This window comes from Acinetobacter oleivorans DR1 (assembly GCF_000196795.1).
GTDB lineage: Bacteria > Pseudomonadota > Gammaproteobacteria > Pseudomonadales > Moraxellaceae > Acinetobacter > Acinetobacter oleivorans.
In genome coordinates, this window is the sequence record NC_014259.1 from 636,706 (window position 1) to 658,263 (window position 21,558).

The 21,558-nt window shown below is 39.4% G+C and carries 19 protein-coding genes; 9 read left to right on the forward strand and 10 right to left on the reverse strand.

Annotated features, from left to right (window positions below):
• The first annotated feature begins 96 nt into the window (after window positions 1-96).
• The 3 genes from AOLE_RS03085 (at window position 97) to AOLE_RS03095 (ending at window position 4,792) form a co-directional block, all read left to right on the forward strand.
• Entirely contained in the window at window positions 97-2,502 is a 2,406-nt protein-coding gene (locus tag AOLE_RS03085; protein WP_013196884.1) for a glucose/quinate/shikimate family membrane-bound PQQ-dependent dehydrogenase, read from the forward strand.
• 165 nt (window positions 2,503-2,667) lie between these two features.
• Window positions 2,668-4,311 carry a nitrite/sulfite reductase gene (locus AOLE_RS03090; protein ID WP_013196885.1) on the forward strand — a complete coding sequence of 548 codons (1,644 nt, stop codon included), beginning with the start codon at window positions 2,668-2,670 and terminating at the stop codon, window positions 4,309-4,311.
• Complete coding sequence (locus AOLE_RS03095; protein ID WP_013196886.1) at window positions 4,304-4,792, forward strand: DUF934 domain-containing protein; 489 nt, start codon at window positions 4,304-4,306, stop codon at window positions 4,790-4,792. The genes AOLE_RS03090 and AOLE_RS03095 overlap by 8 nt, the downstream gene beginning before the upstream one ends.
• A gap of 49 nt (window positions 4,793-4,841) precedes the next feature.
• On the opposite strand, the gene AOLE_RS03100 is transcribed toward AOLE_RS03095, so the two are convergent.
• From AOLE_RS03100 to AOLE_RS03110, 3 genes are all read right to left on the reverse strand, one after another.
• Entirely contained in the window at window positions 4,842-5,285 is a 444-nt protein-coding gene (locus AOLE_RS03100; protein WP_009389331.1) for a VOC family protein, read from the reverse strand.
• 130 nt (window positions 5,286-5,415) lie between these two features.
• The gene (locus tag AOLE_RS03105; RefSeq protein WP_013196887.1) at window positions 5,416-6,591 is read right to left on the reverse strand and encodes a thiolase family protein; all 1,176 of its coding nucleotides are present in this window, start codon (window positions 6,589-6,591) and stop codon (window positions 5,416-5,418) included.
• Between the two features lie 108 nt (window positions 6,592-6,699).
• Window positions 6,700-7,215, reverse strand: coding sequence for a GspH/FimT family pseudopilin (locus AOLE_RS03110; RefSeq protein WP_013196888.1), 516 nt, complete (start codon window positions 7,213-7,215; stop codon window positions 6,700-6,702).
• Between the two features lie 379 nt (window positions 7,216-7,594).
• Between AOLE_RS03110 and omp38 the strand changes: the two genes are divergently transcribed.
• Complete coding sequence (omp38, locus tag AOLE_RS03115; RefSeq protein ID WP_009389439.1) at window positions 7,595-8,638, forward strand: outer membrane protein Omp38; 1,044 nt, start codon at window positions 7,595-7,597, stop codon at window positions 8,636-8,638.
• Between the two features lie 124 nt (window positions 8,639-8,762).
• Here omp38 and AOLE_RS20460 read toward each other — a convergent pair whose 3' ends face one another.
• The 5 genes from AOLE_RS20460 to AOLE_RS03135 all read right to left on the reverse strand — a co-directional run bounded on the left by AOLE_RS20460 (window position 8,763) and on the right by AOLE_RS03135 (window position 14,314).
• Entirely contained in the window at window positions 8,763-8,921 is a 159-nt protein-coding gene (locus tag AOLE_RS20460) for a hypothetical protein (protein WP_013196889.1), read from the reverse strand.
• A gap of 3 nt (window positions 8,922-8,924) precedes the next feature.
• Window positions 8,925-10,130 (reverse strand): RtcB family protein, encoded by a 1,206-nt coding sequence (locus AOLE_RS03120; RefSeq protein ID WP_013196890.1) that lies wholly within the window; start codon window positions 10,128-10,130, stop codon window positions 8,925-8,927.
• A 266-nt stretch (window positions 10,131-10,396) separates the two neighbouring features.
• The gene (locus AOLE_RS03125) at window positions 10,397-11,857 is read right to left on the reverse strand and encodes an amino acid permease (RefSeq protein ID WP_004789223.1); all 1,461 of its coding nucleotides are present in this window, start codon (window positions 11,855-11,857) and stop codon (window positions 10,397-10,399) included.
• A 21-nt stretch (window positions 11,858-11,878) separates the two neighbouring features.
• Window positions 11,879-12,892, reverse strand: coding sequence for a methyltransferase (locus tag AOLE_RS03130; RefSeq protein ID WP_013196891.1), 1,014 nt, complete (start codon window positions 12,890-12,892; stop codon window positions 11,879-11,881).
• Window positions 12,893-12,955: 63 nt separating this feature from the next.
• Window positions 12,956-14,314: a uracil-xanthine permease family protein gene (locus tag AOLE_RS03135; RefSeq protein WP_013196892.1), complete on the reverse strand. Its 1,359-nt coding sequence runs from the start codon at window positions 14,312-14,314 to the stop codon at window positions 12,956-12,958.
• A gap of 177 nt (window positions 14,315-14,491) precedes the next feature.
• Here AOLE_RS03135 and typA point away from each other — a divergent pair, with 177 nt between their 5' ends.
• The 3 genes from typA to AOLE_RS03150 all read left to right on the forward strand — a co-directional run bounded on the left by typA (window position 14,492) and on the right by AOLE_RS03150 (window position 17,506).
• Window positions 14,492-16,321 (forward strand): translational GTPase TypA, encoded by a 1,830-nt coding sequence (gene typA / locus AOLE_RS03140; RefSeq protein ID WP_004789229.1) that lies wholly within the window; start codon window positions 14,492-14,494, stop codon window positions 16,319-16,321.
• A 258-nt stretch (window positions 16,322-16,579) separates the two neighbouring features.
• Window positions 16,580-17,011, forward strand: coding sequence for a large conductance mechanosensitive channel protein MscL (gene mscL / locus AOLE_RS03145; RefSeq protein ID WP_013196893.1), 432 nt, complete (start codon window positions 16,580-16,582; stop codon window positions 17,009-17,011).
• Between the two features lie 141 nt (window positions 17,012-17,152).
• Window positions 17,153-17,506, forward strand: coding sequence for a gamma-glutamylcyclotransferase family protein (locus AOLE_RS03150; protein WP_013196894.1), 354 nt, complete (start codon window positions 17,153-17,155; stop codon window positions 17,504-17,506).
• Window positions 17,507-17,516: 10 nt separating this feature from the next.
• Here the strand turns inward: AOLE_RS03150 and AOLE_RS03155 are convergent, their stop codons facing one another.
• Together AOLE_RS03155 and mutM are read right to left on the reverse strand one after the other, a co-directional pair.
• Complete coding sequence (locus AOLE_RS03155; RefSeq protein WP_005309756.1) at window positions 17,517-17,807, reverse strand: peptidylprolyl isomerase; 291 nt, start codon at window positions 17,805-17,807, stop codon at window positions 17,517-17,519.
• A 19-nt stretch (window positions 17,808-17,826) separates the two neighbouring features.
• On the reverse strand, window positions 17,827-18,651 hold the full coding sequence (gene mutM, locus AOLE_RS03160; RefSeq protein WP_013196895.1) for a bifunctional DNA-formamidopyrimidine glycosylase/DNA-(apurinic or apyrimidinic site) lyase: 825 nt from the start codon (window positions 18,649-18,651) through the stop codon (window positions 17,827-17,829).
• Between the two features lie 75 nt (window positions 18,652-18,726).
• Here mutM and AOLE_RS03165 point away from each other — a divergent pair, with 75 nt between their 5' ends.
• Together AOLE_RS03165 and AOLE_RS03170 are read left to right on the forward strand one after the other, a co-directional pair.
• Window positions 18,727-19,293: a DNA-3-methyladenine glycosylase gene (locus AOLE_RS03165; RefSeq protein WP_013196896.1), complete on the forward strand. Its 567-nt coding sequence runs from the start codon at window positions 18,727-18,729 to the stop codon at window positions 19,291-19,293.
• Window positions 19,294-19,427: 134 nt separating this feature from the next.
• Entirely contained in the window at window positions 19,428-21,557 is a 2,130-nt protein-coding gene (locus tag AOLE_RS03170; protein WP_013196897.1) for a TonB-dependent receptor family protein, read from the forward strand.
• The last annotated feature ends 1 nt before the right edge of the window (window position 21,558 follow it).

The window sequence follows — 21,558 nt, forward strand, 5'->3', positions numbered from 1 at the left end:
GCCTGAGTTTTGTTTTAGATGTATCGATAGGCCGATTTTTGATGAAAAGCTTGGCCTATCTTTCCGATAAAAATGATGATTGATAAGAGGTGGTTTATGACTCAACCTACTTCAAGATCAGGTTTAACGACTTTTACCGTAATTATTATTGGGTTATTAGCGTTATTCCTGTTAATTGGAGGTATTTGGCTCGCTACATTAGGCGGTTCAATTTACTATATTATTACTGGTGTATTACTCCTAATTGTTGCATGGCAACTCTATAAGTGCGCATCTACTGCATTGTGGGTGTACGCTGCTTTAATGCTAGGTACCATTATTTGGGGTGTCTGGGAAGTTGGAACAGACTTCTGGGCGCTTGCACCTCGTTTAGATATTTTAGGTATTCTTGGTTTATGGTTATTGGTTCCAGCCGTAACTCGTGGAATCAGCAACCTTGGATCAAGTAAAGTTGCCTTATCTTCAACTCTAGCAATTGCAATCTTGTTGATGGTCTATTCGATTTTCAACGATCCGCAAGAAATTAATGGTGAAATCAAGACACCTCAACCAGAAACTGCTCAAGCGGTACCAGGTGTAGCAGAGAGTGACTGGCCAGCGTATGGTCGTACTCAGGCAGGTGTACGTTATTCTCCGTTAAAACAGATTAATGATCAAAACGTAAAAGATTTGAAAGTTGCTTGGACTTTACGTACTGGCGATCTTAAAACGGGTAATGATTCTGGCGAAACAACCAATCAGGTTACACCGATTAAAATCGGTAATAACATGTTTATCTGTACTGCTCACCAGCAATTAATTTCAATTGATCCTGCGACAGGTAAAGAAAAATGGCGTTTTGATCCGAAGCTTAAAACGGATAAATCGTTCCAGCATTTAACTTGCCGTGGTGTGATGTACTACGATGCAAACAACACAACTGAGTTTGCAACGAGTCTTCAAAGCAAGAAATCTGACTCTACACAATGTCCGCGTAAAGTCTTTGTTCCTGTGAATGACGGCCGTTTAGTTGCGGTGAATGCTGAAACTGGTAAAGCATGTACTGACTTTGGTAAAAATGGTGAAGTGAACTTGCAAGAGTTTATGCCATATGCTTACCCAGGTGGCTACAACCCAACATCCCCTGGTATCGTGACTGGTTCAACAGTTGTTATTGCTGGTTCGGTAACCGATAACTACTCAAATAAAGAGCCGTCTGGTGTAATTCGTGGATACGATGTTAACACTGGTAAACTCCTTTGGGTATTTGATACTGGCGCAGCAGATCCAAATGCAATGCCGGGCGAAGGTACGAATTTCGTTCATAACTCACCAAATGCGTGGGCTCCTTTAGCATACGATGCCAAACTTGATATCGTTTATGTTCCAACAGGTGTAGGTACTCCAGATATCTGGGGGGGCGACCGTACCGAGTTGAAAGAGCGTTATGCAAACTCGATGTTAGCGATTAATGCTTCAACTGGTAAATTAGTGTGGAACTTCCAGACAACCCACCATGACTTATGGGATATGGACGTACCATCACAACCATCTTTAGCTGATATCAAAAACAAAGCTGGCCAAACTGTTCCTGCAATCTATGTATTGACTAAAACAGGTAATGCCTTTGTTCTTGATCGTCGTAATGGTCAACCAATTGTTCCTGTAACTGAGAAACCAGTTCCACAAACAGTTAAACGTGGACCACAAACTAAAGGCGAGCATTATTCAAAAACTCAGCCATTCTCTGACTTGAACTTAGCTCCACAAGATAAATTGACTGATAAAGATATGTGGGGTGCCACTATGCTTGATCAGCTCATGTGTCGTGTATCTTTCAAACGTCTAAATTACGATGGTATTTATACTCCACCATCTGAAAACGGTACTTTAGTTTTCCCTGGTAACTTAGGTGTATTTGAATGGGGCGGTATGTCAGTTAACCCTGACCGTCAGGTTGCTGTGATGAACCCGATTGGTTTGCCATTCGTCAGTCGTTTAATTCCTGCCGATCCAAACCGTGCACAAACTGCAAAAGGTGCGGGAACTGAGCAGGGCGTGCAACCGATGTACGGCGTACCTTATGGTGTTGAAATTAGTGCATTCTTATCTCCGCTTGGTTTACCTTGTAAACAACCAGCTTGGGGCTATGTAGCTGGCGTTGATTTGAAAACTCATGAAGTGGTATGGAAAAAACGTATTGGTACAATTCGTGACAGCTTACCGAACTTGTTCCAGTTACCAGCTGTGAAAATTGGTGTGCCTGGTTTAGGTGGTTCAATTTCTACTGCCGGTAATGTCATGTTTGTTGGTGCAACTCAAGATAATTATTTACGTGCGTTTAACGTTACTAATGGTAAGAAACTTTGGGAAGCGCGTTTACCAGCGGGTGGACAAGCAACACCAATGACTTATGAAATCAATGGTAAGCAATATGTTGTGATCATGGCTGGTGGTCATGGTTCATTTGGTACAAAAATGGGCGACTATTTAGTGGCCTATGCCTTACCAGATAACAAATAAAAAGCTTTTATAGAAAGGGCCTGGATTTATCCGGGCTTTTTTATGTCGATTTATATTAAAGCTTATCAATAAAACCGTTATTAAATATGCAAAAAAAGCATTTTATTGATGAATGAAAGCTCGCTATGCTATCCGCCTTAATAATGAATCTACTAGCCATACGCCATGTATTTATATACCGATTTCGACCAGCAGCTGGTTAATGAACGAGTTGCTCAGTTCCGCGATCAGACTGAACGCTATTTAGCTGGCAAACTTTCTGAAGATGAATATCGTCCGTTACGTTTGCAAAATGGTTTATATGTGCAACGCTATGCGCCTATGCTGCGTATTGCTGTGCCGTATGGCTTAATGAATTCTAAGCAATTACGTAAAGTTGCTGAAGTTTCAACTGCTTATGACCGTGGTTATGCACACGTATCTACACGTCAAAACATCCAGTTGAACTGGCCTGCACTTGAAGATGTGCCAGATATTTTGGCTGAACTTGCAACTGTACAAATGCATGCTATTCAAACCAGTGGTAACTGTATTCGTAACACAACAACTGACCAATATGCAGGTGTAGTTGCTGGTGAAATTGCAGACCCACGTCCAACATGTGAATTGATTCGTCAGTGGAGTACATTCCACCCAGAATTTGCATTCTTGCCACGTAAGTTCAAAATCGCAGTTTCTGCGCTTGAAGAAAAAGATCGTGCGGCAACTGCATTCCACGATATTGGTGTTTACATCGTGCGTAATGAAGCGGGTGAAATCGGCTATAAAATTATGGCTGGTGGTGGTTTAGGCCGTACTCCAATCATTGGTAGCGTTATTCGTGAGTTTTTACCGCGTGAAGATTTAATTGCTTATTTAGAAGCGGTTCTACGTGTTTATAACTTGCATGGCCGTCGTGATAACAAATATAAAGCACGTATCAAAATTCTTGTTAAAGCATTAACTCCTGAAGTGTTTGCACAGAAAGTTGAAGCTGAATTTGAACATACACGTGAATCATTAAGAATTCAGCCAGAAATCTTGAAAAAATTGGATGAAGAGTTCATTCCATTTGACTATCAAGATTTGGCAGATGAAGACTTCACTGCTTTATTTGCTGAGCATCCAAAATTCAAGCAATGGTTCAATATCAACACGCATGCGCATAAAGTGAAGGGCTATCGTATTGTTACGATTTCTCTAAAACGTGCAGGTATTGCACCGGGTGATATAACCACCGAAGAAATGAACTTTATTGCAGACCTTGCTGATAAATATACTTTCGGTGAACTTCGCACAACTCATGAACAAAACATTGCTTTGGCAGATGTGCCTCAAAAAGATTTGTTCGATGTATGGCAAGCGCTTGAGCAACAAAATATGGCACGTGCACATATTGGTTTTATTACCGATATTATTAGTTGCCCGGGCGGTGATTTCTGTTCACTTGCAAATGCGAAATCAATTCCAATTGCTGAAGCAATTACACGTCGTTTTGATGACTTAGATAAAGTTTATGATCTTGGTCATTTAGATCTAAATATTTCTGGTTGTATGAATGCTTGTGGTCATCACCACGTAGGTAACATCGGTATTTTAGGTGTAGATAAGAAAGGCGCTGAATTCTACCAAATTACATTAGGTGGTAATTCTGACCATGATGCATCAATCGGTGACATCTTAGGACCATCATTTGCAGCAGATGCTGTGCCTGATGTAATTGAGGAAGTATTAAATACTTATCTTGATTTGCGTACTGAAGGTGAGCGTTTTGTTGATACATATCGCCGTGTAGGAATTCAACCATTTAAGGAGCGTGCATATGCTTAATACAGCTCTACCAGTGCTTTATAAAGATGGCACGATTGCAGATAATACTTATCAAATCATTGCTGAAGATGGTGTAGTTCCTCAAGGTGATGTTGTGGTAACAACAGCTCAACTAGACCAATTAGCTAATGTTCAAGGCAAAAAAGCTTTGTATGTAACTGTGAATGATTCACCTGAAGATCATACATTTCCATTAAATGAACTTGATGCAATCTTTATTGAATTTGCTGGCTTTGGTGATGGGCGTGGTTACTCATTTGCTGCACTATTACGTCGCCAAGGTTTCCAAGGTGAACTGCGAGCAATAGGTGATGTGTTTAAGGATGTTTTAAACTACTTAAAGCGTTCTGGTTTTGATAGCTTTGTCGTAAAAGAAGGCAAAGACGTACAAGAAGCTGCGGCAGGTTTGCAAGACTTTACCAATCCATATCAAGCTTCAACTGGTGTGCCAGAAGCGAGTTATCAAACAGGTGCTCAATAAATCCTGAAATAAAAAATCCCGCAACTTGCGGGATTTTTTATATTGAAAATTATGTATCAAGTTGGCAGTTAACCATCCACTTTATACCAAATTGATCGGTAAACGCTCCGTATAATGCACCCCAGAACGTTTTTTCTAGAGGCATTTCAATTTGACCGTTAACAGACAACGCATCAAAAAGTTGTTTAGCTTTTTCTTGCTCGTCCTTTTCAAGATTAATTGCGATGTAGTGATTATTGCCTTGGGTAAAAACACTGTTAGGCGCACAGAATTGATCATTTGTATCTGATGCCATAAGTACAGTGTATTCATTGATAGGTAGAGAAACGTGAAGAACCAGATTTTTGTTCGCTTCAGATAATGTCACACCTTCTGATGGTGGCATATCACCATAGCGACTCAACATGGCGAACTCGCCACCAAAAACTGATTTATAAAAATTAAAGGCTTGCTCTGCCTGACCTTGGAAATTGAGGTAGTGATTGAGTTGCATTGTTATTGTCCATTGTTGTTTTCGTTTAAAAGAATAAGTTAAAACTTAAAAGTGATTTTGTGGGTCATTTTTTGTAGTTTTTTCATAAAAAAATCCCACCGAAGTGGGATTTTAAAATAGTTAATTTTAATTAAATAAGTTCAATCGCAACGGCTGTTGCTTCACCACCGCCAATACAAAGTGCTGCAACACCTTTTTTACCGCCAGTACGTTTTAGTGCATGAATCAGCGTAAGAATAATACGAGAACCTGTAGAACCTACTGGATGACCTAATGCACAAGCACCACCATTAATATTGACTTTTTCAGCATCAAGTTTGAAATCATCAATTGGGCACATGGTAACCATGGCAAAAGCCTCGTTAATTTCCCACAGGTCAACATCTTGCGCATTCCAACCCGCTTTTTTAAGAACTTTTTCAATAGCGCCAACAGGAGCAATTGTAAATTCTGAAGGATGCTGAGAGTTTGAAGCTGTTGCAATAATTTTTGCCAGTGGCTGTAAACCACGTTGAGTAGCAACCTCACTTGAGGTTAATACTAATGCAGATGCGCCATCGGAAATAGAGCTTGCGTTTGCTGCGGTAATTGTACCGTCTTTTGCAAAAGCTGGTTTAAGTGAAGGAATTTTGTCGATCTTTGCATTTAAAGGTTGTTCATCTTGATCAACAATGACATCACCTTTGCGACTAGGCACGGTAACCGAAACTATTTCATCTTTGAAATAACCTTCGTTAATTGCTGTTTGAGCACGTTTCAAAGAGCGGATTGCAAAGTCATCCATTTGCTCGCGTGTATAGCCACGAGTATTTGCCATATCTTGAGCAAAAGAACCCATTAGACGACCAGTTTCAGCATCTTCAAGTCCATCAAGAAACATGTGATCCTTAATTTCACCATGGCCCATACGATAGCCGGCACGTGCTTTTGGTAAAACATAAGGTGCATTTGTCATAGACTCCATGCCGCCGGCAACAACAATTTCAGCACTGCCTGCTTTAATCATGTCGGTTGCTTGCATCACGGCTTTCATACCAGAGCCACAAAGCTTATTAATCGTCACAGCACCTGTGGAATCAGGTAAGCCAGCTTTGCGCATTGCTTGACGAGCAGGACCTTGTTTTAAGCCAGCAGGAAGAACACAACCCATAATGACTTCTTCGACATCAGTAGGTTGTAAACCTGCTCGTGCGATTGCTTCTTTAATCGTTACAGCACCTAATTCAGGCGCTGTAAGTCCTGATAGTGATCCTTGAAAACCACCCATGGCAGTACGAGCACCATTAACAATTACGATATCAGTCATTGTTGTAATCTCCGATTGTTCTTTATCTCAAATTAAGAAAACATTAAAACTTAAGCAGTATATTGCAAAATGGGGGATGGCTTGGATTCTGTATTAGACTGTAGAGTTCTAACAATTTTGAAGTTCTTCTAAGCGTACATGCCCCATTTTGCTAAGAACTAATTTAAAATTTTTAAGCTGATTATAAGAACAATAAGTAAAACTGCCGTTAGACTCACGTGGAAGTCCGGTATCTCCCTGAAATACGATACTATTTAATTTTTTGCCGAATTTTTGAAATTTCAAAGAACCATAATGATGATTAAGTTCAATATTGGTTAATATTTCTTCGTCGCTTTCTCTTTGTAGATTATGATTTGTGTCTACAAAGCTTATAAGCCTTGTATGCCAATTACTATTACATATAGACAAATCAACACTTGGGCAAAGTACGACACTCTTATGTCGTAGAATTGCGTCGTATTTAGCTTTTTGTATATGAATTGTGAGTAGTTGAGGCGTGTTTTTTAATTCCATTGAAGCCATAAATTGGTGGTATAAAGGAAGGGCTAGGGTGAACATAATCATAAGAATTGCGAGCGTTATAGTGAGTTCCATCAATGTGAAACCAGGAGATTTAAACATTAAAATTCCTTAATATATAAAGAAATATTTTGATTTTATGCGTTCTATCAATGATTTATATGACTTTTTATAATGAGGAAACACAAAATTAAATAAAGGTTATCAGGACGCTAGAATACTGGTAAAATCACCCTAAGCGAAAGAAAGAAGTTGTTCATATTTGCTAGTTGAGTAAAAAATTACCGAATTACAACGGAAATTGTAAGTAATTTTGTCAATAATTTACTTGATTAAAATTATCAAGCACTTGGAAAGTCTATCAAGTGTTTGTATGATTCAAATGTGAATAGCTTAAAAATAATACTGGGGTGAAAATATCTCAGGGGCCAATAAATTTAGGCTGAGCTTGAACAACAATTGTTATCTCTGGAGGATATCCATGAAATTGAGTCGTATTGCACTTGCTATGCTTGTCGCTGCACCTTTAGCTGCTGCTAATGCTGGCGTAACTGTTACCCCTTTATTGGTAGGTTATACTTGGCAGGATAGTGACCACAACAACGATAAATTAACTAGTCATGCTGAATTACAAGATGATTTATTCGTTGGTGCTGCACTAGGTGTTGAATTAACTCCTTGGTTAGGTTTCGAAGCTGAATATAACCAAGTTAAAGGTGATCTTGATGGTACTGGCGTAGCTGGTGCTGAATATAAACAAAAAACTGTTGCTGGTAACTTCTACGCAACTTCAGATTTGATTACTAAGAACTACGACAGCAAATTTAAGCCGTACGTATTATTAGGTGCTGGTCAAACTAAAACTGAGTTTGATGGTATCTATGAAGACAAGAAAGATACAATCGGTAATGCTGGTGTAGGTGCTTTCTATCGTTTGAATGATGCATTATCACTTCGTACTGAAGCTCGTGGTACTTATGATTTTGATGAGAAATACTGGCGTTATACAGCTCTTGCTGGTTTAAACGTAGTTCTTGGTGGTCACTTGAAGCCTGCTGCTCCAGTAGTAGAAGTTGCTCCAGTTGAACCAACTCCAGTTGCTCCACAACCACAAGAGTTAACTGAAGACCTTAACATGGAACTTCGTGTGTTCTTTGATACTAACAAGTCAAACATCAAAGACCAATACAAGCCAGAAATCGCTAAAGTTGCTGAGAAGTTAACTGAATACCCTAACGCTACTGCACGTATCGAAGGTCACACAGATAACACTGGTCCACGTAAGTTAAACGAACGTTTATCTTTAGCTCGTGCTAACTCTGTTAAATCAGCTCTTGTAAACGAATACAACGTTGATGCATCTCGTTTGTCTACTCAAGGTTTCGCTTGGGATCAACCGATTGCTGACAACAAAACTAAAGAAGGTCGTGCTATGAACCGTCGTGTATTCGCGACAATCACTGGTAGCCGTACTGTAGTTGTTCAACCTGGTCAAGAAGCGGCAGCTCCTGCAGCAGCTCAATAATTTGAGTTCTTGAACAGTAAAAAAGCGACTCGTTAGAGTCGCTTTTTTTATTGCGATTTTTAAAATATTTAGTCATTTCTATGTCTCCTTAATAATAATTACTTTCGATCTTGGTCTAAATTATTTACCAATCACCTTTTCTCAATTGCTGTTTAGCATCTTGTCTATCTCTACGATGTTGAGCACGAGGTTTCTCCGTTTCATGCATTCCACCTTTATGAAGTAAAGGGGAAAGCGCCACTTGATTACGGACTTTGATTTTTGACATTTCTTTAATTTTCATATTTTAACCTTTAATACATAAAACTTGTTTAAGTGTGTGAACAATTTCAATGAGGTCAGCCTGATTTGCCATGACTTCATCAATATCTTTATAAGCACTTGGGATTTCATCAACAACACCACTGTCTTTGCGGCATTCAATACCTTGGGTTTGTTCAATAAGATCTTGCTGGTTAAAAAGAGTTTTTGCCTTGCTTCGACTCATCTTGCGACCTGCTCCATGAGAACAAGAACAAAATGACTCAGGGTTTGCTTTACCTCTGACGATATAAGAGCGTGCTCCCATTGAGCCTGGAATAATGCCTAATTCATCTAAGCCTACTCGAATTGCACCTTTTCGGGTAATTAGTAAACTTTCACCGAAATGTGTTTCACGGCTTACATAATTATGATGACAATTAATAGCTTCTTTGGTCATTTGAAAAGAGGGTAGAAGAGGGCGAATCGCTTCTAAAATTAAACGCATCATTTCCTTGCGATTTTCAAAAGCATATTCTTGAGCCCACTCTACAGCTTCTACATAATCATCAAAGCTGTTTGAGCCTTCGGCAAAATAGCTTAAGTCTTTATCAGGTACGTGACCAAAACGATGCTGAGCTTCTTTCTTGGCTAATTCAATAAAATAAGTACCAATAACGTTACCCAGCCCTCTGCTACCTGAATGTAGCATCACCCATACGTCTTGATTTTCATCAATACATAATTCGATAAAGTGATTGCCACCACCTAAAGTACCAAGTTGCTTTTGCCATGTTGCATCAAATTGTCGAAGCATTCGAACAAGTCCAGGATGCTTTTTGATAATAGGCTTTAAGCGTTTTTCAAGCGGAATAATGCTTGAAGCTTTTGCTTTAACTTGTTTATGCAAAGCAAATCCGACTGGTACTTTACGTTCGATTGCATCGCGTAAACGACTTAAGTTATCAGGCAATTGCGAGGCCTTTAGGCTTAAGCGAATTGCATTCATTCCACAGCCAATATCTACACCGACTGCTGCTGGGATAATGGCATGTTTAGTTGGAATAACACTGCCTACAGTCGCGCCTTTTCCTACGTGAACATCTGGCATAACAGCAATATGTGAGTAGATAAATTGCAGTTGAGCCATTTTCTTGAGTTGTTCGATACTTTCACTATCTATATCTTGAGTGAAAATTTTAACGGGAACACCGTAAAGTGCTTCCTCATTTAATATTTTTTGTATGCCCATAATTTTTCTCTTATTTTTGTCCGAGCAGGCATAAAAAAACCTAGCGAATGCTAGGTCTTAAATTTGAGCATTCGGACAAGTGAAGTGAATTTGTACACTTGTCCGTGAGCTGACATCGTGCCAAATTATTTAATCTGTTTTACCTTGTAGTGTTGGCATGATGTCCTCCTTATTTAAAAGCGCCGTTGAAAATCTGAACGGCATTTTACGCTTTTTAAATCAAAGATCAAGCTTTTGATCTTTGATTTACTTTAAATTACCGATTCTTAGTCTTGCTCTGGCTTCACATTCATTTGATCGTAAGCGATCAGTTTAGTTTTATTTTTCCACTTATAGCCTAACCAAATAATTAAGAATAATGGCAAACTAATATAAGTTGAAAGTAGGCCTAACCAGTCAATTTTTCCACCTAAAATGGCTTGATAGTTCTGCCCTAAGATGATGATTGAACAGAGAATAAAGGCAAACCAAGGGGCAAATGGAAAAAATTTGGCGCGGTAAGCTAAATCTTCTAATTTATATCCTTGAGCAATATAGCCTTTACGGAAACGATAGTGTGAAATAGCAATGCCCAGCCAGACAATAAAACCACACATCCCTGACATATTAAGTAGCCAGTTAAAGACTTGTTTTTCACCAATAAAGGTTGTCAAGAAACAAAAAGCGGCAATAAATGTAGTGGCATATAGTGCATTCATTGGAACGCCACGACCATCAAGTTTTGCAAACCACTTTGGTGCACGACCTTCCTGAGCCATTTTAAATAACATACGAGTTGATGAATACATGCCTGAGTTACCTGCTGACAAAATAGCAGTAAGAATGACAGCATTCATTAAACCAGCTGCAAAAGCAAAACCTACTCTTTCATAGAGCAATGTAAAAGGAGAAAGAGCAACATTTTCAGTGGTAGCAGCTTGTAATAAATTTGGGTCATCATAGGCAATGAGTGTGCCGATAATGAAGATACATAAGATATAAAATAATAAGATTCGCCAGAAAATCTGTTTGATTGCAAGTGGAATCGTTTTCTTTGGATCTTTAGATTCACCAGCAGCAACCCCCACCATTTCAGTGCCTTGGAAGGAGAATCCGGCAATCATTGCTACACCGATCATGGCCTGTAAACCACCAACAAAAGGTGCTTCTTTATAGGTCCAGTTTCCAAAAGCTGCGACACCTGGAGTTAGCATAATCTTAATGATCATGGCTAAGCCAATGATAATAAAGGCAACGATTGCGATCACTTTTACCATAGAGAACCAGAATTCGCTTTCGCCGAATCCTTTTACTGTCATGGCATTGATTGCAAAAATTACGATGAGGAACAGCGCACTCCAGTAAAACCCTGGAATATCAGGGAACCAGAACTTCATAATAAACTGAACTGCAACAAGTTCGAATGCAACTGTAATTGCCCAGTTATACCAATAGTTCCAACCTAAAGCGAAACCAAAGCCTTCTTCGACATAACGACTACCATATGTAAAAAAAGCTCCAGAAGTTGGATTATGGGTTGCAAGTTCACCTAAACTGGTCATTAAGAAGTAAATCATAATACCAATAAGAGAATAGGCGAGTAGTGCTCCACCCGGGCCAGCATTTGCAATGGTCGATCCAGAAGCAAGGAAGAGGCCTGTACCAATGGAACCACCAATGGCGATCATATTCAGATGACGAGCCCCAAGCTTACGCTGGAGTTTTTCAGGAGCATGTGTTTCGCTCATGGAGATTCCTTACATAGTTTGTTATGCACAGGCATATAACACCTTAAAGCCTTGAAGATCAGTTTTAATCTGGCACTGACCAAAGTGCTTCTCAATTAAGATCGGATAGTTTAAAAAACGGTTTGCTACAATCCATAGCTCACCTGATGCCTTTAAATGTTTTTTAGCGTTTTGGCAGAGTCCTTCACTTGCATCATAGTTGGTATGAATACCTTGATGGAAAGGAGGATTACTGACAATGGCATCGAGTTCTGTTGGAGCGTCTGCAATACCTATCACAGGCTGCAATCTCAACTGGTCTGAACCTATTCCATTTCGACTAAAAGTCATTTCCGTTGACCGTAAAGCGAAAGCATCAATATCTAGGGCATGAATAATATTACTTGAATTTATTTTTGCCAAATAGCAACTGATAATTCCAGCACCACACCCGAAGTCGGCAATTCTACCTGATTTCACCTGATTAAGATAAGGGAGTAAAACAGCAGTTCCGACATCTAGATGATTTTGGCTAAAAACACCGGGAAGGGCACAAATCGTAAGCTCTTGTTCATTAACCTGAACAGTATAGGTTTTAAGCCATTTTTCTAGAGGTTTAATTTGTTCCGTTTTCTCAATCTTTAAGTGCCATAGCTGACAATGACGTGCACTATCAAGTTTTAGTACTTTGCCAAAGCTTTGTAATTGTTTGGCAGCTCTTTCTACGCCACCTTTTTTTTCACCGACTAAAAAAACCGATTGATTGGTTTTAAGATGGCTCATCACTACATGTAATATGTAATTTAAGAGTTCTTTAGATTTTGGAACAAAAATAATTGCTTGGTCGAATTCTTGTGAGGGAAACTCAACTGAGAAGTGAGCTTTTGTTCCACTATTTATAAATCCTTGATAGTCGGCATGGTTCCATGTCCAGACTGACGCATCAGTCCCAGCTGGTAATTGACTGACTAAGGCATCATTCGGTGCATTAATTAACAAGATACTACCTTTTAAATAGTCTTGCTGTCTTAATACCACTTCACTTCTAGGATCCATGTACATCTCTCATGAAGAAGAATGCCCAGTGGGAGCTGGGCAGTAATCAAAATTAAAAGTTAGTTATTTATGCGTTTCAGGAAGCACAACATTCAAAATTAATGCTGCTATACCACCTGTTGCCACACCAGAGCTAAAAATATTTTTAAATAATTCTGGAAGATGCTCTAAAATTTGAGGAACTTGAGCAACACCCAAACCTAATGCAAGTGAGATGGCAATAATTAATAATGCTCGGCGATCAAGGTGAATAGATGAAAGAATATTAATGCCTGATGCAGCCACGGCACCGAACATCACCATAACAGCGCCGCCTAAAACTGCTTGAGGAACTGCTTGTATAACACCAGCTACCGCAGGAAATAGACCTAATAAAATAAGTAATCCAGCAATCCAGATACCTACATAGCGGCTAGCCACGCCAGTGAGTTGAATTACACCATTATTTTGAGCGAAAACAGAACTTGGGAAAGTGTTAAATAATCCAGCGAGTAAAGAGTTTGCACCATTCACTAATACACCACCTTTAATGCGTTTCATCCATTCAGGACCATTAACGGGTTGGTTAGAAAGTTTACTGGTTGCTGTCACATCACCAATGGCTTCTAAAGAGGTCACCAAATAAATGAATGCCATTGGAATAAATAAGCCCCATGAGAAGCTCAAACCAAAATGCATTGGTGTTGGAATTTGTACGAGGGGTGCATCTTTAATACTAGAGAAATCTAGATGTCCCATAAATCCAGCAAGAATGTAGCCAATCACTAGCGCGATTAAAATAGCTGAGCTTTTAATCCAAACCACTCGAATACGATTGAGTACAATAATAATCGCAAGTACGGTACATGACATAATAAGGTTGTCTGCACTTGCAAAAGTATGATCTTGCATGGCTTGATAGCCACCACCCATACTAATCAAGCCTTCTTTAATAAGCGTTAAGCCAATTAATAGAACAACAATACCTGTCACCAAAGGAGTAATGAGTCTTTTTACCCATGGAAGAATTTGCGAAACACCCATTTCAATGAAGGAGCCGGCAATGACCACACCAAATATTGCAGCCATAACTTGGTTTACAGGTGTTCCAGCAGCCACCATTGCACTACCAATACCAATAATAGGACCAATAAAGTTAAAACTTGTGCCTTGTACAATAAGAAGACCTGCACCAAACGGACCAACTTTTTTACATTGTAGAAATGTGGCAATACCCGAAATCACCAAAGACATCGATAAAATCATGTTGGTTTCGGTGGGTGAAACGCCTAAAGCTAAGCAAATTAAAAGGCCAGGTGTAACAATTGGTACAATAATCGCAAGCAAATGCTGGAAAGCTGCTAAAAAAGCGATCAAAGGTTTTGGTCGATCATTTAAACCATAAACAAGGTCTAAATGGTCTTGAGAGTGTTGATTGGACATGGGTGTAGGTCCGCCGCAATTTTGCAAATTGGCGCTATTCTAATCGAGATAACTATCTTTACAAAACGAAATACAGGCTATTGGAAATTTTTTTTGTCAATGTCAATAAACTGTCACTACTAAAATCTATAATTTTTCTGTATAATTTGCCCTCAAGTTTCAGGCTTATCGAATTCTATGTCAGATATCAAAAATCTCCGCAATATTGCAATTATTGCCCACGTCGACCACGGGAAAACCACACTTGTCGATAAATTACTTCAACAATCAGGTGCTCTTGGTGATCGCGCTGGTGAGATTGAGCGTGTCATGGATTCGGGCGCTATTGAAAGTGAACGTGGTATTACCATTCTTGCAAAGAACACTGCAATTAAATGGACCGATGCTCGTACGAATACAGAATACCGTATTAATATCGTCGACACCCCGGGACACGCCGACTTCGGTGGTGAAGTTGAACGTGTAATGTCGATGGTTGACTGTGTATTGTTATTGGTTGACTCTCAAGAAGGTCCAATGCCACAAACTCGCTTTGTAACTCAAAAAGCGTTTGCTCGTGGTTTAAAACCAATCGTAATTATCAACAAAGTTGACAAGCCAAGCGCGCGTCCAGACTGGGTTATTGACCAAGTATTTGACTTGTTCGACAACCTTGGCGGTTCTGACGAACAGCTAGACTTCCCAGTTGTTTATGCATCTGGTTTACGTGGTGTTGCTGGTCCTTCTCCAGAAGAATTGGCTGACGACATGACGCCATTATTCCAAACAATCGTTGACATTGTTGAACCACCAGCAGTTGATGCTGATGGTCCATTCCAAATGCAGATCTCTTCACTTGACTATAACAGCTTCGTAGGTGTTATCGGTGTTGGTCGTATTCAACGTGGTTCAATTGGTTTAAATACACCTGTAACTGTCATTGATAAAGATGGTAAGACACGTAACGGCCGTATCTTAAAAATTATGGGTTACCACGGTCTAGAGCGTGTTGATGTTGATTCTGCTCAAGCAGGCGATATCGTATGTATTACAGGTATTGATGAACTTCATATTTCTGACACGATTTGTGATCCGAAAAATGTTGAAGCTTTACCACCATTGTCTGTAGATGAACCTACAGTAACAATGACTTTCCAAGTAAACAACTCGCCGTTTGCAGGAAAAGAAGGTAAATTCGTTACTTCACGTAACATCCGTGAACGTTTAGACCGCGAATTAATTCACAACGTAGCATTACGTGTAGAAGATACTGACAGTCCAGACCGTTTTAAAGTATCTGGTCGTGGTGAACTTCACCTTTCAGTTTTAATTGAAAACATGCGTCGCGAAGGTTTCGAAATGGGCGTATCTCGTCCACAAGTAATCTTGAAAGAAGTTGACGGTGAAAAACAAGAACCTTACGAAAACGTTACATTTGACGTTGAAGAACAGCACCAAGGTTCTGTAATGGAACAAATGGGTAACCGTAAAGGTGAAATGACAAATATGGAAGTTGACGGTAAAGGCCGTATCCGTATTGAAGCAACTGTACCTTCACGTGGCTTAATTGGTTTCCGTTCAGAATTCTTGACTATGACTTCTGGTACAGGAATCATGACTTCAAGCTTCTCTCACTACGGTCCGATGAAACAAGGTACTGTTGCGAAGCGTCAAAACGGTGTGTTGATTTCTATGGTTCAAGGTACTTGCCTTGGCTATGCATTGTTCAGCTTGCAAGACCGTGGTCGTCTATTCGCTAAACCACAGTTAGAAGTTTACGAAGGTATGATCGTAGGGATTAACTCACGTTCAGACGATATGGTGGTGAACCCAACTAAAGCTAAACAGTTAACTAACGTACGTGCTTCTGGTACAGATGATGCTTTAACTTTAGTACCTGCAATTGAATATACGCTTGAACAAGCGCTTGAGTTCATTGAAGATGATGAATTAGTTGAAGTAACACCTAAGTCAATCCGTATCCGTAAGCGCTGGTTGACTGAAAACGAACGTAAGCGTAACAAATAAGTTATTCTTATCTTCGGATGATAAAAACCGCTGATTTCGATCAGCGGTTTTTTTAATCGTTATATTTAAAATTAAACTAAGCTTAAAATCATATTTTTCTTATAAGAGAATATGTTGTTAAAGTGTGAGATAGTTTTCTTTTTTTTGATAAAAATATTAAATTATCAATATCATGGCGAGTACTATCTAATTTGATACGAGGCCAATGAAAAAGAAAAATATGACCTGTTTCGGCCCCCGACATCTGGAGATGTTTAGATGAGTATTATTCAAGAATTTAAAGAATTTGCCATTAAAGGCAATATGATGGATTTAGCCATTGGTGTGATTATTGGTGGTGCTTTTGGCAAAATCGTGGACTCTTTAGTAAAAGATATTATCATGCCAATTATCAGTGTGATTACTGGCGGTGGTGTTGATTTTTCGCAGAAATTTATTGTTCTAGGATCCAATCCTACAAATCTGCAATCTTTAGATGCTTTGCAAAAAGCAGGTATCAATGTTTTAACTTATGGTAATTTCCTCACCATTTTAATTAACTTCCTAATTTTGGCTTGGGTAGTGTTCTTAATGGTGAAATTATTAAATAAACTTCGTCGTAATAAAGAAGAGCCAGAAGCTCCAGCTGCAACTCCTGAAGACATTCAGTTATTGCGTGAAATTCGCGATGAGTTGAAAAAGCAAGCTTAACAATATTCTGAATTAATAGGAAACGGTACCGAGAGTGCCGTTTTTTATTACTTAGTATTTTATACTGGGCTAAAGATATTGATAAAATAGACAAGCTACCGATAGGCTCAACTACGTACATTGTAAAAAGGATATAAATAAATGAATCAGCTTTTTGTGTATGGCACTTTATGTCCGAATAAAGCCAATGCTCATATTTTAGAGCAGATTGGCGGAAGCTGGGAAAAAGCTAGTGTACGCGGTGTGATTCATATTTTAGATTGGGGACCAGATAAAGGCTTAAAAGCGCTTGAGTTAGATTCGCAAGCGGATTGGGTAGAGGGTTATTTGTTTAGTACAGAAAAACTTGCTGAAAACTGGCAAATGCTTGATGACTTTGAAGCTTTTCAATACCAGCGTGTCATTGCAGATGTGAAATTAGAGTCGGGTGAGTGTGTTAAAGCCTGGACATATCAACTGAATGCACAGGCTCAAGCTTTTGAAAAAAATAATTAAATTAATGGAATCAACGTAAGCTGCCCATTCGGAATTTAACTTCTAAAAGATGATAGCCAAACTGGCTTTTGATTGGGCCTTGTAAAACACGTTCAGCAGCTGTAAAAACAACTTTGTCGATGACTGGCACAAGTTGTCCTTTTTTGACTTCGCCAAGTTCACCGCCACGTTTTGCCGAATTACAGGTGGAATATTGCTTGGCAATTTTTGCGAAGTCGGCACCATTTTGTAACTTCTTTTTTAGCTGCTCAGCTAAGTCTTTATCTTTGACTAAAATATGACGGACAATTGCTGTTTGCATGTTGTCTTTCTCCAAAAAATTAAGGCTTTCTCAGCTTTTTAAGCGGTTGGCACTGTGGGCAAAATACGCTGGCACGTTGACCAAGTTTTAAGTTTTCTAATGTGGTTTCACAGTTAATGCACATTTCTCCAGCACGACCATAAGCAAGTAGAGTTTGCTGGAAATAACCATTTTCTCCCATGGCATTGCTGTAGTCTCGTAATGTCGAGCCACCTAAATCAATTGCCGACTTTAAAATGCGTTTAATCTCGACAACGAGTTTTTCAATTTGTTGCATACTTAAATCACCAGCGGGTTGTGCTGGGTGAATGCCAACATTAAATAAGCTTTCAGTTGCATAGATATTGCCTACACCGACGACTACATGATTATCCATGAGTGCAATTTTTATGCCGACAGCCTTATTCTTGAGTTTGGAAGCTAAATATTCTGCATGAAAGTCAGCACTTAAAGGCTCAGGTCCCAAAGTATCAATAAGTTTGCCTTGAGTTTCAGGGTTAAGCCAAAGAATACAACCGAAACGACGAGGGTCATGATAACGTAATTGCTGATCTTCAAATTGAATAATTAAATGATCATGTTTTCTCAGCTCATCATTTGGTTGGCACAGGCGAAAGCTACCTGACATGCCTAAATGCCAGAGCATTTGATCTTGTTCAAACTCTGCCAAAATATATTTTGAACGTCGATTCAACCCAATGAGACGTTGCCCAATGAGTTTTTGAATATCATCGGGGATAGGCCAACGTAAGCTCGGATTACGTACTTCAACACTTAGAACTTTTTGATTCAATAGAGGAAATAAACTGGTTTTGGTTGTTTCGACTTCGGGTAACTCAGGCATGCCAACTCGCAGAATTAACAGATATACTGGATTAATCAAGTATAACGTGTGGTATGTAATATTTCAGAGATTACTATGTCAGATATTTTACCATTAAGCTGGTTTCAACGTGAAACCTCAGAAGTGGCTTATGACCTAATTGGCTGCGTATTATGTAAGCGACAACCTGATGGTCAAGTCATACGTTGCACAATTAGTGAAACAGAAGCTTATTTGGGTGTTCGGGATAAAGCTTGCCACAGCTACAATGACAAGCGCACAGCACGAACAGATGTAATGTATCGCTCTGGTGGTACGATTTATGTCTACTTAATTTATGGCATGTATGAAATGCTCAATCTGATTACTCAGACAGAAGGCATCCCTGAAGGGGTCATGATTCGTTCTGTATTTTTAAATGGTGCTTCAACAAAAAAAGAATATAAGCTTCTAGCTGGACCCGGAAAATTGACACGCTATTTGGGTATTGATCGAACTTTAAAAGGCCAGACTTTAGGTGAAGAAACGGGACTGTGGATTGAGGCAGCTTCGATACAGCCAGAAGTAGTGTTGACGCCACGGATTGGAATTGATTATGCCGAAGAAGCAAAAGATTGGCCTGAACGATATTGCTGGAAAGACCACCCATCTTTGAGTCGATAATTCTAATCTGGAAATCAGTTTTTAGATATCGATGAAGAGTGTTCTAGATTTACAACAATGCAGATCGAATTCAATATCCAGACAAGACACCGCTTTTTGTTATGATAACTACAATATAAATAAAGGAAATAAGCATGTCCTTATTACGCTTAGATCGACTTCATTACTGTATTTTGATGAGTATGGGCTGCATTTCTAGCCCACTTGTTTGGGCAGAAGACTTAACCCAAGACGTGACTGTATTGCCAACGTTACATGTGGAAGCAACTCGTACCGATACAACCTATTTGCAGACGCCAGCTTCGGTTTTTCGAATAGATGCACCTCAAGTCGATACTTCTTCACAAGTAAATTTAACCGAAGTTGTGAAGGGTATACCGAGTTTACAGCTTCGCAATCGTGAAAATTATGCACAAGATTTACAGTTATCTATGCGTGGTTTTGGTGCGCGTTCAACTTTTGGTGTTCGAGGCATTCGCCTGTATGTGGACGGTATTCCTGCTACGATGCCAGATGGACAGGGTCAAACGTCTAATATCGATTTAAGTAGTTTGGATCATGTTGAAGTTCTAACGGGACCTTTTTCATCACTATATGGAAACTCATCTGGCGGGACAATTTTAACTTCTACTAAAGAAGGACAAGGAAAAGATTCAATTGAGCTGAGTTATTCGGGAGGCAGTCACGATAAAAGCCGAGCGGGACTCGTGCTACAAGGTGGGGCAAAGGGTGCGAATGAACCAAGCTATGTTATTAGTTCATCATACTTCGATACTGATGGTTACCGAGAACATAGTGGTGCAGAAAAAGTATTAAATAATGCAAAGCTCAGTTGGAATCTTAATGATGGTAGCAAAATCAACTGGATAACCAACTATGTCAAAATTCATGCAGATGACCCGCAGGGTTTAACACATGACCAGTGGAATGCTAATCCAAAGCAACAAGTTCCATTCTTAAAGCAATTTAATGTCCGTAAAGATATTGAACAAACTCAAACGGGTGTGACTTGGTCTAAACCGATTAATGATAAAAATGAACTCTATGCCATGGCATATTTAGGTAATCGCCAAGTCACTCAATATCAATCTATACCTAAATCAACACAAGATGCCAGCATCAATCATGCAGGCGGGGTAATTGATTTTGAGCGTGATTATTATGGTGCTGATTTCCGTTGGACGGGCAAAGAGTTACTTCCTAATACTACTCTAAGTGTTGGTGTTGCACTCGATGCAATGGATGAAGATCGTAAAGGTTTTGAAAACTTTAATTTAGTAAACGGGCAGCCTTCTTATGGCGTCAAAGGTAATTTGCGTCGTGATGAAGATAATACTTTGTGGAATATCGACCCCTATTTACAAGCGTCATGGCAGTTCTTACCAACTTGGCGTTTAGATACGGGTGTTCGTTATAGCAATGTCCATTACAAATCTAAAGATAACTATTTAAGTAATGGCGACGATAGTGGTAAGACTGATTACGATAAAGTTTTACCTTCGGCTGCTTTAAGCTGGCAAATTTTACCTGAACTCATGGCTTATGTGAGTTATGCCAAAGGATTTGAAACGCCAACTTTTACTGAAATGGCATATCGTCCAGATGGAGAAAGTGGTTTTAATTTTGATTTAACCGCATCCACAAGCGATACCTATGAAACAGGCTTAAAATCACAAAACCAATTTGGTGATTTTACTTTGGCAGTTTTTCAAACTAAAACCAAAGATGACATCGTTTCTGCGGGCAACTCAAATGGACGATCAACGTTTCGTAATGCAGATAAAACCTTACGTGAAGGCGTAGAGTTTGCATGGAATAAAAAGTTGTGGCGAGATTTAACAGCGACTGCTAGCTATACATATTTAGATGCAACTTTTGATGCTGATATTCCAGCTTTAGGAAGTATTGCTCAAATTCCATCGGGTAATGCCATTCCAGGAATTGCTAAAAACCAGGCTTATGCCTCTTTAGCTTGGCAGCCATCGCACGGTCTATATGGCGGTGTAGATGTACAGTATATGGATAAAGTATACGTGAATGATACCAACAGTGACGCGGCACCAAGCTACAGTGTAACCTCAGCTAATGTGGGTTATGCATGGGTAATGGGCGACTGGAAAGTGAATAGCTTTGCCCGTGTTGATAACCTATTTGATAAAAACTATGCAGGTTCAGTGATCGTAAATGATGGTAATGGACGTTATTTTGAACCAGCGGATGGACGTAACTGGAGTGCAGGTTTACGTGTAATTAAGCAATTCTAGG

What these genes read in the sequence shown, in the direction of transcription:
- AOLE_RS03085 (WP_013196884.1), top strand. Translation starts at nt 97, where the DNA reads ATGACTCAACCTACTTCAAGATCAGGTTTAACGACTTTTACCGTAATT.
- AOLE_RS03090 (WP_013196885.1), top strand. Translation starts at nt 2,668, where the DNA reads ATGTATTTATATACCGATTTCGACCAGCAGCTGGTTAATGAACGAGTT.
- AOLE_RS03095 (WP_013196886.1), top strand. Translation starts at nt 4,304, where the DNA reads ATGCTTAATACAGCTCTACCAGTGCTTTATAAAGATGGCACGATTGCA.
- AOLE_RS03100 (WP_009389331.1), bottom strand. Translation starts at nt 5,285, where the DNA reads ATGCAACTCAATCACTACCTCAATTTCCAAGGTCAGGCAGAGCAAGCC.
- AOLE_RS03105 (WP_013196887.1), bottom strand. Translation starts at nt 6,591, where the DNA reads ATGACTGATATCGTAATTGTTAATGGTGCTCGTACTGCCATGGGTGGT.
- AOLE_RS03110 (WP_013196888.1), bottom strand. Translation starts at nt 7,215, where the DNA reads ATGTTTAAATCTCCTGGTTTCACATTGATGGAACTCACTATAACGCTC.
- omp38 (WP_009389439.1), top strand. Translation starts at nt 7,595, where the DNA reads ATGAAATTGAGTCGTATTGCACTTGCTATGCTTGTCGCTGCACCTTTA.
- AOLE_RS20460 (WP_013196889.1), bottom strand. Translation starts at nt 8,921, where the DNA reads ATGAAAATTAAAGAAATGTCAAAAATCAAAGTCCGTAATCAAGTGGCG.
- AOLE_RS03120 (WP_013196890.1), bottom strand. Translation starts at nt 10,130, where the DNA reads ATGGGCATACAAAAAATATTAAATGAGGAAGCACTTTACGGTGTTCCC.
- AOLE_RS03125 (WP_004789223.1), bottom strand. Translation starts at nt 11,857, where the DNA reads ATGAGCGAAACACATGCTCCTGAAAAACTCCAGCGTAAGCTTGGGGCT.
- AOLE_RS03130 (WP_013196891.1), bottom strand. Translation starts at nt 12,892, where the DNA reads ATGGATCCTAGAAGTGAAGTGGTATTAAGACAGCAAGACTATTTAAAA.
- AOLE_RS03135 (WP_013196892.1), bottom strand. Translation starts at nt 14,314, where the DNA reads ATGTCCAATCAACACTCTCAAGACCATTTAGACCTTGTTTATGGTTTA.
- typA (WP_004789229.1), top strand. Translation starts at nt 14,492, where the DNA reads ATGTCAGATATCAAAAATCTCCGCAATATTGCAATTATTGCCCACGTC.
- mscL (WP_013196893.1), top strand. Translation starts at nt 16,580, where the DNA reads ATGAGTATTATTCAAGAATTTAAAGAATTTGCCATTAAAGGCAATATG.
- AOLE_RS03150 (WP_013196894.1), top strand. Translation starts at nt 17,153, where the DNA reads ATGAATCAGCTTTTTGTGTATGGCACTTTATGTCCGAATAAAGCCAAT.
- AOLE_RS03155 (WP_005309756.1), bottom strand. Translation starts at nt 17,807, where the DNA reads ATGCAAACAGCAATTGTCCGTCATATTTTAGTCAAAGATAAAGACTTA.
- mutM (WP_013196895.1), bottom strand. Translation starts at nt 18,651, where the DNA reads ATGCCTGAGTTACCCGAAGTCGAAACAACCAAAACCAGTTTATTTCCT.
- AOLE_RS03165 (WP_013196896.1), top strand. Translation starts at nt 18,727, where the DNA reads ATGTCAGATATTTTACCATTAAGCTGGTTTCAACGTGAAACCTCAGAA.
- AOLE_RS03170 (WP_013196897.1), top strand. Translation starts at nt 19,428, where the DNA reads ATGTCCTTATTACGCTTAGATCGACTTCATTACTGTATTTTGATGAGT.